The 13,191-nt window shown below is 32.1% G+C and carries 11 protein-coding genes; 6 read left to right on the top strand and 5 right to left on the bottom strand.

Annotated elements, in window-relative coordinates; translation table 11 throughout:
• Positions 1-70: 70 nt before the first annotated feature.
• Together FOC48_RS10145 and guaA are read right to left on the bottom strand one after the other, a co-directional pair.
• Complete coding sequence (locus tag FOC48_RS10145) at positions 71-196, bottom strand: hypothetical protein (RefSeq protein WP_269208065.1); 126 nt, start codon at positions 194-196, stop codon at positions 71-73.
• The gene (gene guaA, locus FOC48_RS07545; RefSeq protein ID WP_003147840.1) at positions 187-1,731 is read right to left on the bottom strand and encodes a glutamine-hydrolyzing GMP synthase; all 1,545 of its coding nucleotides are present in this window, start codon (positions 1,729-1,731) and stop codon (positions 187-189) included. The genes FOC48_RS10145 and guaA overlap by 10 nt, the downstream gene beginning before the upstream one ends.
• 303 nt (positions 1,732-2,034) lie before the next feature.
• On the opposite strand from guaA, the gene FOC48_RS07540 reads away from it, so the two are divergent.
• Complete coding sequence (locus tag FOC48_RS07540; protein ID WP_003147841.1) at positions 2,035-3,051, top strand: lactonase family protein; 1,017 nt, start codon at positions 2,035-2,037, stop codon at positions 3,049-3,051.
• Positions 3,052-3,094: 43 nt separating this feature from the next.
• Here FOC48_RS07540 and FOC48_RS07535 read toward each other — a convergent pair whose 3' ends face one another.
• Positions 3,095-3,382 (bottom strand): YutD-like domain-containing protein, encoded by a 288-nt coding sequence (locus FOC48_RS07535; protein ID WP_003147842.1) that lies wholly within the window; start codon positions 3,380-3,382, stop codon positions 3,095-3,097.
• Positions 3,383-3,384: 2 nt separating this feature from the next.
• Entirely contained in the window at positions 3,385-4,587 is a 1,203-nt protein-coding gene (locus FOC48_RS07530; protein ID WP_172497915.1) for a D-alanyl-D-alanine carboxypeptidase family protein, read from the bottom strand.
• A 269-nt stretch (positions 4,588-4,856) separates the two neighbouring features.
• Here FOC48_RS07530 and FOC48_RS07525 point away from each other — a divergent pair, with 269 nt between their 5' ends.
• Both FOC48_RS07525 and FOC48_RS07520 read left to right on the top strand, forming a co-directional pair.
• Positions 4,857-6,002 carry a BaiN/RdsA family NAD(P)/FAD-dependent oxidoreductase gene (locus FOC48_RS07525; RefSeq protein WP_003147844.1) on the top strand — a complete coding sequence of 382 codons (1,146 nt, stop codon included), beginning with the start codon at positions 4,857-4,859 and terminating at the stop codon, positions 6,000-6,002.
• Between the two features lie 116 nt (positions 6,003-6,118).
• Positions 6,119-7,045 (top strand): alpha/beta hydrolase, encoded by a 927-nt coding sequence (locus FOC48_RS07520; RefSeq protein ID WP_003147845.1) that lies wholly within the window; start codon positions 6,119-6,121, stop codon positions 7,043-7,045.
• 173 nt (positions 7,046-7,218) lie between these two features.
• Here the strand turns inward: FOC48_RS07520 and FOC48_RS07515 are convergent, their stop codons facing one another.
• Positions 7,219-8,298 (bottom strand): M24 family metallopeptidase, encoded by a 1,080-nt coding sequence (locus FOC48_RS07515; protein WP_003147846.1) that lies wholly within the window; start codon positions 8,296-8,298, stop codon positions 7,219-7,221.
• 183 nt (positions 8,299-8,481) lie between these two features.
• On the opposite strand from FOC48_RS07515, the gene FOC48_RS07510 reads away from it, so the two are divergent.
• The 3 genes from FOC48_RS07510 (at position 8,482) to FOC48_RS07500 (ending at position 13,159) form a co-directional block, all read left to right on the top strand.
• Positions 8,482-9,873: a peptide MFS transporter gene (locus FOC48_RS07510; RefSeq protein WP_003147847.1), complete on the top strand. Its 1,392-nt coding sequence runs from the start codon at positions 8,482-8,484 to the stop codon at positions 9,871-9,873.
• Positions 9,874-10,159: 286 nt separating this feature from the next.
• Positions 10,160-11,122 carry a prolyl aminopeptidase gene (gene pip / locus FOC48_RS07505; protein WP_003147848.1) on the top strand — a complete coding sequence of 321 codons (963 nt, stop codon included), beginning with the start codon at positions 10,160-10,162 and terminating at the stop codon, positions 11,120-11,122.
• A 243-nt stretch (positions 11,123-11,365) separates the two neighbouring features.
• Entirely contained in the window at positions 11,366-13,159 is a 1,794-nt protein-coding gene (locus FOC48_RS07500; protein ID WP_003147849.1) for an aminopeptidase P family N-terminal domain-containing protein, read from the top strand.
• The last annotated feature ends 32 nt before the right edge of the window (positions 13,160-13,191 follow it).

The raw sequence follows: 13,191 nt of genomic DNA, 5'->3' as shown, positions 1-13,191 counted from the left end.
TGAATTTTTTAAATCTTAATTTTAGATAAATTAGATATATGCCACCTTAATCTACTGATTAAAGTATGTGTTAAGTTTTAACTTCTATTTTCGTAAATTTAAGACTCTTTTTAGCTTCATCTTTTGCTGATAATCCAAAATGATTGACTTTATCTTCAAGTAGAATTTCAAATTCAAGTTTATTAATTATTCCCACTCAATAGTTGCTGGAGGCTTACTAGTAATGTCGTAGACTACGCGGTTAACGTGAGCAACTTCATTTACGATACGAGCTGAGATTTCTTCTAGAACCTCAAATGGAATGTGAGCCCAGCTTGCTGTCATACCGTCGATACTTGTTACGGCACGAACTGCAACTGTGTAGTCATATGTACGCACATCTCCCATAACTCCTACTGAACGAATGTCTGGAAGACATGTGAAGTATTGCCAGATTTCACTTTCTAATCCACGTTTAGCGATAACATCACGTAAGATGAAGTCACTGTCACGTACAATTTGAAGTTTTTCTTCTGTTACTTCTCCAAGAACACGAATACCAAGTCCAGGTCCTGGGAATGGTTGGCGCCAAACGATTTCGTGAGGAAGACCAAGAGCTTCTCCTAATGCACGAACTTCATCTTTGAATAGAGTGTTTAGTGGTTCGATTAGAGAAAAACGCATATCTTCTGGTAATCCACCTACGTTGTGGTGAGATTTAATTGTTTGAGCGTTTTTAGTTCCTGATTCAATAACGTCAGTGTAAAGAGTACCTTGAGCTAAGAATGGTACGTCATGTAGTTTAGCACACTCTTCATCAAATACATAAACGAATTCATTTCCGATGATTTTACGTTTTTGTTCTGGATCACTTACACCTTTAAGTTTTCCTAAGAATCTGTCTTTAGCATCGACTTTGATAAGATTCATGTTGAATCCACCTTCGATTTCTTTACTGAATGTGTTCATTACAGCTTCAGCTTCACCTTTACGAAGTAAACCGTGGTCGATGAACATACAGATAAGTTGATCTCCGATTGCTTTATCTAATAGAGCAGCAACAACTGATGAATCTACACCACCAGATAATGCACAAAGAACTTTTTGATCTCCAACTTCTGCACGAATTTCTTCGATTTTCTCATCGATGAAGTTTTGGATTGTCCAATCGCCAGTACAGTTACACACGTTACGGATGAAGTTTCTAATTAAATCATAACCGTATTCAGAGTGACGTACTTCTGGGTGGAATTGGAAGCAGTAGAAGTTTTTCTCTACATTTTCAGCTGCTGCGATAGGGCAGTTATCGCTTGTTGCGACAACTTTGAATCCTTCAGCTAGCTCAACTACTTTATCAGAGTGACTCATTAATACTTGTTGAGAAGCAGGAGTGCCTTCGAATAGTTTAGCTCCTGGAGTTACATCAACATTGTGAGCTCCGTATTCTCTACTTGTTGCAGATTCTACTTTTCCTCCTAGTTTGTGTTGCATAAGTTGCATTCCATAACAAATTCCTAGTACAGGAATACCTAGGTTGAAGATTTCATCATCAATAGTAAGAGAGTTTTCTTCGTAAACTGAGTTTGGTCCACCTGAAAGGATGATTCCTTTAGGGTTCATTTTTTTGATTTCTTCAATAGAAATTTCATTGTCATGTAGTTCAGAATATACACCAAGTTCACGTACACGGCGAGTGATAAGTTGGTTATATTGACTACCAAAGTCAAGAACTAATATAAATTCGTGTTTCACGGTTTTCCTCCTAAAATATACTTTTATTAATATAGTCTATTATAACAAGAAGTTTGAGATATGTAAAATCTTAAATGTTAGAATTTTTAGAGTTTTTTTCTTCGAAAAATTGATTTTTTGACAAAAAAACAACAAAAAACGAATTTTAACTTTATGTAAATGATGAAAAATTCGTAAAAAAGGATTTTTAGTTTTCAAAAAAAATGATAATTTTGGTTTATACGAATTATAGGTGAGAGAAAATTTTATAAAAATTTTTTGGAAAATGTTATAATTATTATATAGAAAGTAGGAGGAAAAATAATGGTAAGAGCATATATTGGAACATATACAAAACAAGATAGTGAAGGGATATACTTAATAGACTTATCAGAAGAAGGGAAAGTGTTAGAAGTTAGAAATACAGCGAAGGTTGATAATCCAACGTATTTAGCACTGTCTAATGATAACAAGTATTTATATAGTGTATCTAGAGTAGATGGAAAAGGAGCTGTTTCTAGCTTTGAGGTTGAAGAGAATGGTAACTTGAAAGAATTAACATCAGTAGCTCAAGAAGGAAATCCCCCTTGTTATGTTGAGTTAAACTCAGAAAAAAATATATTATTATCAGCCAACTATCATTTAGGTACAATTGATAGTTACACTGTTGAAGATGGTAAATTAGTCAAACTTCTATCAACAGATCACCATGAAGGAAGTGGGGTACATGAAAGACAAGAAAAACCTCATGTGCATTTCTCTGGCTTTACTCCAAGTGAAAAATATGTATTTTCATGCGATTTAGGAACTGATGAAATTACATCGTATAAACTTAATGAAGGAGTTTTAGAAAAAGTAGCTACTATTAAAGTTAAAGATGGCAGTGGTGTTCGTCACATAGTATTTAGTAGTGATGAAAAACAAGCTTTTGTAATGACGGAACTTACTAGTGAAATTATTGCATTTGATTATGATGGAGAGGGGAATTTAGCTAATCCAACATATTATCCTACATTACCAGAAGACTTTAAGATGGAAAACAAAGGTAGTGCGATAAAAATTTCAAATGACAATAAGTATGTATATGTTTCTAACAGAGGACAAGATGCGATAGTTGTTTTTGAAAATACTAAAGATGGATTAAAACAAATTCAAACTATTAGTACTTTTGGTAAAGGTCCTAGAGATTTTGATTTATCAAAAGATAATAAATTTGCGTTAGCAACGAATGAAAATAGTGGAACGATTACTGTATATCGAGTAGATGAAATAACAGGACAGTTAACAGTTGTTGATTCAGAGATTACTGTTCCAGAAGCTGTATGTGCCAAGTTTATATAGAAAAATACCTAGGATGAGGATAATCTCATCTTAGGTATTTCTTTTATGAATTTCGTTTTTTTACTACGAAGAACGGCGCTCCAAAATTACAGTATTCTAGAATGTAATCTTCAAGGTTGTTTATGTTCTTAGGATTATTGTTATCCTTTGTTAAAATAAATCCGGTAAGTCGTAGTTTTTCATGAGAAATATCTCCGACAATATAGGGTTTATTTTTTAAAACGTCTACTAATTTCTCTTCAAACGTTTCTTTTTGGAAGGCGTCTTTAAAATTGTAGACAAGTTCGTAAATAGCACCTTCTACTTCAAAAACTAAATTATTTTGCTCCATATCTAATCCTTTCTAACCACTTGTCTCATAACATATAGCGCTGCAAAAACAAGTGTATATATTGCCAGTATACCAGTAGCAAAGTACTTCGTGCGATCTATAACGATAGTAGTTTTTTCGTAGTTATCTTTTTTATCAAAGTTCTCATCATTGATAAAGTTTGACTTAACTTTATCGAATGTACCAGTGTTGTTATTAGAGGCAAACTCAGAAAAAACTGTTCCTTCATTCGCAGATGTAGTTTCATATTTTTGGAAAAGAAGTATTTTCTTATTCATTAGTAAATATGTTACATCTTTTATAGAATGTTTTTCATAGAATAAATCATAAATATCTTCATTGAAGGTAATTTTTTCATTATTTATTGTATAAGTACCAGCTTTAAGTGCTAGTTTATAGTGATAATTCGTAAATAAGTAGTCGTAAGATTTCTGAAGTTTTTCGAAATAAGCAGCTTTATCATCGCTTTGGTTTAAAACTGTAATGATAAGTTTAGTATTACCACTATATGCGTATGTAACACTGTTCTTTTCAGAATAATCTAGTCCTAAAACTCTAAATTTTTCAGATTCTTTAAACTCAACACTATTTTTAATTTTTTCGCCAGTAGCAAGTGTGTGTTCTGGATTTTTTGTTATTTCTGTTATTTCTGGGTAAGTTTTTAATATTAAACTAGTCAGATATGAGATATTTTTTGCAGTACTAATATTAGTAGAACTGTTGTTATCGAAAGTCTCTAGTTTTGTATCGTTAAGAGACATTGCAGCAAGTGTATCCTTAGCTTTTGTAATATCGATATTGAAATGACTAAAGATTGCTTGGTTAAGACCATTTGACGCTTCATTTTCTAATAAGAAGATAGCATCTTTAACGGTAATAGATGATTCAAATTTATATTTAGTTAATATATCATCACTAGTTTTAATATCAATTTTTGAATCTAATGTTATTTTATTATTTTTTAAATTGTCAGCAAGTAGGTAAAGCGCAAGATAGTTAGGAAGTTTACCTACTGATACTTTTTCATTTTCTCCACGTTTAGAAATGATTTTTCCAGTATTTAATTCCGAAACAACTAGATGGGAATTAACGTCGCTAAAATCAATTACCGCATTATTATCCAAAAAGTTATCTTCAGCTTTTGTGAAGTTTGGAATTAAGAAAACAAGAAGTAAAATCAAAATACTAATTTTTTTTAGTTTCATTATTTCAATCCTTTATTTCAAACTTGTTTAGAATAATGTTAGCCCACTATTCAGTTTCATAATGAATGAATGAGAAAATAATTCTAAACATATACACTCTAGTATATTACAAAATAAGGAAAAATTCCAATAAGAAGGAGGAGATTTAAGAAATTTTAACTATTGTAAATAATCTTATAATAAATTTTATGAGGAAAAATTTGCAACTAAATTATTCCGTGTTATAATTAGATGATGTTTGATTAAATAGGAGAAAGTAGAGATTTAAGATGAAATATGATGTAATTATAATAGGTCTTGGTAGTGCCGGACTTATGATAGCAGATAGGCTTAATGATAGTGGTTTAAAAGTTCTGGTTCTTGAGCAAAATAGAAGAGCGGGGATAAAATTACTTTTAACTGGTAATGGGCGTTGTAATGTTATGAGTAGCGATAATGCTGAAGATTTTGTAGCTGCAGTTCATAATGGTAGATTTTTAAGAAGTGCTTATCATAAATATAATGTTAAGAAGTTTTTTGATAAACATAATTTGAAATTAAAACAGGAAAATAGAAGATTATATCCAGCTAGTGAGAAGGCTAGGGATGTTGTTAATGCCTTCAAGATAGATCATGCGAAGATTAACTATAAGGAAAAAGTGGAAGATTTAGTATTTGAAGATGATAAACTAGTAGGTGTAAAAACAAATGTAGATACATACTATGGAAAGAATATCGTAGTGTGTGCTGGCGGAAAAACATACCCTCAGAGTGGAAGTGATGGTTCACTACATAGAATTCTAAAAAAACATGGGGTTAAAATCACGAAAATATATCCTAGTGAGGTAGCCTTAGTATTTGAAGATTTTACAGAGCTATCAGGAGTTGCACTGCAAAATGTGAGGATGTTCCATAAGAAAAATGAAAGAAGCGGAGATCTGCTGTTTACACATAAAGGATTAAGCGGTCCGCTATCAATATCTATGGGTGAGTTTGTAGCAAGGTATCCTGAAGATAAGTTTTACTTGGATTTCTATCCTGAACTAAATGAAGAGGAGTTATTTGCTAAACTGTGGGAAGATAATAAGTTCTTGAATGGAAAACTACCGAAAAGTTTTTATAACTTTATGATTGAAAAATATTTCCCAGAAAATGTTAGCAAAAAAGAGTTGAGAAAGTTTGTAACGAGAATTAAACGTTATGAGCTTATTGATGTAAAAACTATGCCATTGGAATACGCCTTTACAACCGCTGGTGGAGTAGATCTTAAAGTGGTAAGTCCAAAAACTTGTAGCCATAAAAAAATAGAGAATCTATATTTTGCTGGTGAGATACTAGATTTACATGGAGAAATTGGTGGATATAATTTAATGGTAGCATGGTTTACCGGCATGGTTGTAGCAGATGCTATTAAAGAAAAATACGGAATAGAATAATACAAAGAGCACCAATAGAGATATAGAAAGTCTCTATTAGTGTTATTTTTTATTTACTTTTATCAAAAGGAATAGTATAATAGTTTTATTAAACTGAATATGAAAGGTAAAGAAAAGTGAAAAAACATTTTAAAAAAATATTAGCGACGTTATTAATTGTACTAGTTGTTGCGTTCGGCTTTATTGGAAATTATTTCTATAATTTTGGATTGAATCCAAAAGTTGATAAGAGTGCTATAGTTAACCAGGATAGTGACGGTAGTAAAGAAGATAAAACAGCGGTAAATAAGTGGTTTGATGAAACAAAGCAAGTTACAGAAATGGAATCTGTTACTAAAAATAAATTAGTTGGTTATAAGTTTGTCAATCCTAATGCTAAGAAGTGGATTTTTGTAGTTCATGGATACACAAGTGATGCTAAAAAAATGGCAAACTATATTAAGAAGTTTTATGATATGGGATACAGTGTTTTTGCCCCAGACTTAATTGCTCATGGTAATAGTGAGGGTGATTTTATCTCAATGGGTGGCTATGATTCTGATGACCTAGTTAATTGGGTGAAGAAAATATCAGCTGAAAATAATAATGCTGATACAGCATTATTTGGAATCAGTATGGGAGCTGCTACTGTAATGAATGCAGTAGGGAAAAACTTACCATCAAATGTAAAAACTTTTATAGAAGATAGTGGATATGTGAATTTAAAAGTAGAATTTACTTATCAATTAAAAAAATTATTTAATTTACCAAGTTTCCCAGTTATTCCAGCAGCGAATACAGTAACTAAAATTCGTGCGGGATACTTCTTTGGAGATGTAGATGCGACGAAAGGTTTAAAAGAAACGAAACTGCCAGCATTAGTACTACATGGTGAGGAAGATGGTTTTGTTCCTTTAGAACATGGTAAAGAAGCTTATAACTTAATAACTTCAGAAAAAGAATTCCATAGTTTCCCTGGTATGAAACATGTTCAAGCAGAAAGAAAATATCGAGAACAATACTGGAAAATTGTAGGAGAGTTCTTAAAGAAACATTTTGAATAATAAAAGAAAGACGATTGATAAATTTATCAGTCGTCTTTTATATTAGATATTATAGTTATTATTATTTTTATGAGTTAAGTTATTAGTGTATTGCTATACAATACTTTTTTACAATTATTTGTTACAAATTTAAATTCCTATTAAATAGTGATTTCCCTTACAATATTAACTAGTTACTCCCCGATAACAACTAGTTCTTTGTTAAGTTTATTTAATACTTCGCAACCATCTTCTGTAACAAGAACAAGGTCTTCGATACGAACACCGAATTCTCCAGGAAGATAGATACCTGGTTCAATAGAGAAAATCATTCCAGGTTCACATTTAGTTTCATTAACACTTGAAATATCTCCGTACTCATGACATTCAAGACCGATGTGGTGTCCTGTGCGGTGTGTAAAGAATTCCCCATAACCTTTTTCAGTGATATAGTCACGGCAAGCTGCATCTATATCGCAGAATCTAACACCTGGTTTAACCAGTGCAACACCACGTTTTTGTGCTTCTAATACTGTTTCGAATACTTCGCGAGCTTTTTCGCTTGGTTGTTTCCAAAATACAGTACGTGTCATATCAGAGCAGTAGTTATCTTTAATTCCCCCCATATCGATGATGATTGAATCACCTGGTTTTAGATATCTATCACCAACTGTTCCGTGAGGGTTAGCCCCGTTAGCACCATATCCGATGATTGGATCAAATGATAGTCCTTCTACCCCTAAATCTTCGTGGATTTCAAGTAAATCTTTTACAATATCTTTTTCAGATTTTTCAGCAGAAATACTATTGATAACTCGCTGACAAGCTTCGTCGTTTAGAAGAGAAGCGCGACGCATAAGTTCTTTTTCTTCTTCATCTTTAATCATACGAACGCGGTCAACAATTTGAGATACATCGACGAATTTACTTTCTGGTAAATAATTCATCAGTGGTAGTAAAAATCTAGCTGGAAGAACTTTGTCAATACCGACAACAGAACCGTTAGGTATTGATTTTGACAGAATTTCTATAGGTTTATCAGTATCAGAATAAACTACTTTTTCTAAACCTAAATCTTTATCCAGTGGGAATAAAGCGTTGATGAAAAGTTTATGATTCCCATTTTCATCAAGAAGTACTGCGTAAAATCTTTCACCTGGATGTTCTAGGTGCCCTGTTAAATAGAAGATTGAATAAGGATCGCTAATAAGAGCTTGATTAATCCCTTGTTCTTTCATCTTAGATAAAATTTTATTAGTTCTAGAAAGTTTCATATTATACAACTCCTTTAAAAATATTATGAACTTTAATATAATTATAACATTTACTATACTTAAATACAATAGTATTATTTAAGTATATACAACGTTTTCTTAGAAAATAGTTGAATGATAAAATATGTTGTGATATAATGAATAAAAAATAGTGAGAAATCACGCAAGAAAGAAGGGATTTTTATGTCAGAAGTAGCGGTTAAAAAAGGTAAACCGTGGAGTTTCTATATGAGTTCAATTACGTTCTCTTTTGAACGATGTGCTTACTATTCTTCTCGTTGGCTACTATATACATATGTAACTGTAGCGGTAATAGCTGGAGGAATGGGAGAAAGTGGACTTGGTTTAGGTAAGGTAGAAGGTGCAGCAATGCAATCTAATATTGTAGCTTTTACGTATTTAGCACCGGTGCTATTTGGTTTTATTGCAGATAGGTTTATAGGAGCAAGATACTTGATTCCGCTTGGACTTGTGTTAATGGGATTAGGATATGGGTATGCAGGTTTTGTAGGTTCATATTCAGCTCTTTGGGTTATGATTGTTCTAGTTTCTTTAGGAACAGGGTTTTTCAAAGGTAATCTTCAAGCGGTTGTAGGTCAATTGTTCGAAGGTGATGAAAAACGTAAAGATGATGCTTTTTCAACAATGTATTCATTTATTAATATCGGATCATTTATTGGAACAACATTCGTAGGGGTTATATATTTAAAACTTGCTACAGCAAGCTCAAATGGATATTTACAATGCTTTAAAATAGCTGGATTACTTTGTATCATTGGAGCAATTTGGTTCGTTTTAGGTTATAAATCTCTTGGTGATGCAGGGAAACATCCTTTTGCTCAAGGTGAACACAAACATGAAGATAATAAACCTAAAGTACACCGTTCATTAGAAAAATATGAAGTTCGCCGTGTGTACTCAATTATAATCATTTCATTATTATCTGTTGTTTTCTGGACATTCTGGTATTTAACATACGTAATTTTATATGATTACATGCCGAAATTCATTGATGATAAGTTAGGGACGTTCACAGTGCCAACATCTTGGTTAGATTCTATTAATGGATTGGCTTGTATCGTTTTAGGCCCAATCTTAGGAGCTTTATGGTACAAACTTGCTACTCGTCCACAAGGAGACTGGAGCTTATACAAAAAAGCATCTATCGCGTTATTCCTTCTTGGAGCAACATTTGGTGTATTAGCATTAACTGAAGTTAGCCGTGGAGTTGGAGCACCTGAAACTCAAAAAGCTAGTATTCTTTGGGTTGTATTATTCTTCATTGTTCTGAGTGTAGCTGAGATGTTCTTCTCTCCTCTTGGAGCTTCATTCGTATCTAAATACTCTCCAAAACATATCTTATCTATTATGATGGCTGTATGGATTGTAGCAACATTCGGAGCTGCGAAAGGATATGGACTTCTATATGCAGCAATTGCAGATGTACCAATTATCAAACTTTCATTAGGTATCGGTGTTGTCTGTGTAGTCGTAGCTGTTTTAGTATTCTTATTCGAGAAAAAACTAGCTTCTCTTGTAGAATTACGTGAAGGTGAAACACTAGTAGAAGAATAAAATAAATAAAAAATAAGTAGGAATTTTATTTCTACTTATTTTTTTATTGTCTGATAAATAATTTTATAAAACCTATATCATTTATATAACGATATAAATAACTTTTTACAGCTGTATTGTCAAATGGTGAAATATTTTTATTCATTGTATTATAACTAAGTGTACTAAAAAATATTTTATTTATAAAATAGTAAAATATAAAATTTTATTTTTTATTAATAATGAAAAAATATAAATTATATGTTAAAATTAAATTGTAAGAAAAAATGCAAAAGGAGGTGTCATTATGGCAGAATTAAGAACATTATATCCTGCTATTAAAGAGAATTTCTCTAAAATGTTGAAAGTCGATGACACACATACAATTTATTATGAAGAAAGTGGTAATCCTAATGGAGTACCAGTAGTATTTTTACATGGAGGTCCTGGTTGTGGAACTGCACCAAGTTGCAGACAATACTTCGATCCCGAATTTTATCGTATAATATTATTTGATCAACGTGGAAGTGGGAAATCTACACCTCACGCATGTTTAGAAAATAATGATACTTGGCACATTATTGAAGATATTGAAAAAATTAGAGAAGATTTAAATATCGATAAATGGCTAGTATTCGGTGGTAGTTGGGGCTCTACTTTATCACTTTGTTATGCGATTAAACATCCTGAACGTGTTTTAGGATTGGTATTACGTGGAATATTCTTAGGTCGTAGGGAAGATATACTTTGGATTTATGAAAAAGGTGGAGCAAGTAATATTCACCCTGAATCTTTTGAAAGATATGAAAGTATTATTCCAAAAGAAGAACGTCATGATATGATTCGTGCATATTACAAACGACTTACAAGTGAAGATAGAGAAACGAGAGAAGTAGCAGCAAAAGAATGGAGTATGTGGGAAGGAAGCTTAGTAACTTTATATCCTGACCCAAATCTTGAACAAAGTTTTGGTGAAATTAATTATGCTATTTCTATGGCAACAATTGAATGTCATTTCTGGATGAATAATATGTTCTGGGATGATGACGATTGGATTTTAAATAATATTGATGTTATTAAAGATATTCCAACTACAATAGCTCATGGTCGTTATGACGTTGACTGTCGTGCTATAGGAGCATATGAATTAAGTAAAAAATTAAACAATTGTAAATTAGATATTGTTGTATCAGGTCATTCATCAGGGGAACCTGCAATTGTAGATTCTTTAGTTAAATCAACTGATTACTTTAAAGAACTATTAAAATAGTATAGATAATAGTTAGACATGGAAATGATGGTTCGAGTCTAATCGTTTAATTAAATCAAATATATTAAAGTTGTAAGTTTAATAAAAAATATAACTAATGACTCGTATTGATAATGAAAAACGCTTCATTATATGATAAAATAATAAGTGTAATAATTAAATAAATGTAGTAAATATGTAACTGCTACGTCTAAATTTAAAAGTTGCAGAAAATATAATACAAATAGCAAAGGAGTAAGGGAAATGGCAGTAAAAGAAAGAATAGCTCAACTAAGAGAATTGATGGAAAAAAATGGAATTGATGTCTATATGGTTCCAACAGCTGATTTTCATAATAGTGAATATGTAGGGGAACATTTCAAAGCTCGTGCGTTCATGAGTGGATTTACAGGGTCTGCAGGGACATTGGTAGTAACAAAAGACTTTGCAGGGTTATGGACAGATGGTCGTTATTTCTTACAAGGTGAAAAACAATTAGAAGGAACTGGTATCGAATTACAAAAAATGCGTGAACCAGGAGTTCCAACTATCGCAGAATTTATCACAGAAAATACTCCAGAAAATGGTGTGTTAGGATTCGATGGTCGTGTAGTAACTTTTGGAGAAGGTAAAAACCTTGCTACAAAATTAAAACGTAAAAATGCTACTGTAAAATATGAAGTAGATTTAGTAGATGAAATTTGGACAGACCGTCCACCGTTATCAGAAGCACCTGCTTTCTATTTAAACTTAGAACGTGCTGGGGAATCTGTCGCTAGTAAACTTGAAAGAGTACGTAAAGAAATGAGTGAAGTTGGAGCAAACATCCACGTTATTACTACTCTTGACGATATTGGTTGGTTATTAAATATTCGTGGTATGGATGTAGATTTCTTCCCATTACTATTAAGTTATGCTGTTGTTTATGAAGATAAAGTAGATTTATATGTTGATGAAAGAAAATTATCTGATGAAATTAAAAAACATTTAGCTGAAAATAATGTTCACATTAAACCATATAACGATGTTTACCAAGATGTGAAAAAATTCTCAGGAAATGACGTTGTTTTAGTTGACCCGGATTGCTTAAACTATGCAGTATTCAACAATATTCCAAAAGAAATAACATTGGTAGAACGTAGAAATCCTACAATTTTAATGAAAGCTATAAAAAATGAAGTTGAATTACAACACACAATTAAAGCTCATGTAAAAGATGGTATTGCTCATACTAAATTTATATACTGGCTAAAACAATTGGTTAAACAAGGTATTAGTGAGCAAGAAGATGAACTTTCTGCATCAGATAAACTTGTAGAATTTAGAAAAGAACAAGGTGGATTTATCTGTCCAAGTTTCGCACCAATTTGCGGACATGCGGAAAATGGGGCAATCGTACACTACTCATCTTCTAAGGAAACATCTATTCCATTACGCACTGGTACTTTCTTCTTAACTGATACTGGAGCACATTATGAAGAAGGATCAACTGATATTACTCGTACGACAGCTATGGGTGAAGTTAGTGATAGATTAAAACGAGATTATACTAGAGTACTTCAATGTCACCTACGTCTATCAAGACTTAAATTTATGGAAGGTATTTCTGGAGCAAACGTAGACTTATTTGCTCGTGCTCCATTATGGTATGATTATGAAAACTTCAACCATGGTACTGGACATGGGGTAGGATACCTAGGAAATATCCATGAAGGACCTCAAGGAATCCACTGGGGAATTTATCGTGCATCAGAACCATTTAAACACGGTATGACTATGACTAATGAACCAGGATTATACATTTCAGGTTCACATGGTATTCGTTTAGAAAATGAATTAATTATTAGAAACACTGTTAAAAACGAATATGGTCAATTCTTGGAATTTGAAGTAATGACTTTCGTTCCTTGGGATTTAGAAGCTATTGATGTATCTATTCTTACAAGTGAAGATAAATATGAGTTAAACAATTACCATAAAAAAGTATTTGAAGTTTTAGCACCACACTTTGAAGGTGAAGAATTAGAATGGCTAAAACAAGCTACTAGAGAAGTATAATTTTAACAGGAGGTTTCAAGTTCGCTTGGAAC

Source organism: Gemella haemolysans (assembly GCF_012273215.1).
GTDB lineage: Bacteria > Bacillota > Bacilli > Staphylococcales > Gemellaceae > Gemella > Gemella haemolysans_A.
This window is presented reverse-complemented; position numbering and strand designations above follow the sequence as displayed.

Bases quoted from the DNA above. Each gene is read 5' to 3' on its own strand.
- FOC48_RS07525 (WP_003147844.1), top strand. From the start codon at position 4,857: ATGAAATATGATGTAATTATAATAGGTCTTGGTAGTGCCGGACTTATG.
- FOC48_RS07515 (WP_003147846.1), bottom strand. From the start codon at position 8,298: ATGAAACTTTCTAGAACTAATAAAATTTTATCTAAGATGAAAGAACAA.
- FOC48_RS07510 (WP_003147847.1), top strand. From the start codon at position 8,482: ATGTCAGAAGTAGCGGTTAAAAAAGGTAAACCGTGGAGTTTCTATATG.
- FOC48_RS07530 (WP_172497915.1), bottom strand. From the start codon at position 4,587: ATGAAACTAAAAAAAATTAGTATTTTGATTTTACTTCTTGTTTTCTTA.
- FOC48_RS07535 (WP_003147842.1), bottom strand. From the start codon at position 3,382: ATGGAGCAAAATAATTTAGTTTTTGAAGTAGAAGGTGCTATTTACGAA.
- FOC48_RS07540 (WP_003147841.1), top strand. From the start codon at position 2,035: ATGGTAAGAGCATATATTGGAACATATACAAAACAAGATAGTGAAGGG.
- FOC48_RS07500 (WP_003147849.1), top strand. From the start codon at position 11,366: ATGGCAGTAAAAGAAAGAATAGCTCAACTAAGAGAATTGATGGAAAAA.
- pip (WP_003147848.1), top strand. From the start codon at position 10,160: ATGGCAGAATTAAGAACATTATATCCTGCTATTAAAGAGAATTTCTCT.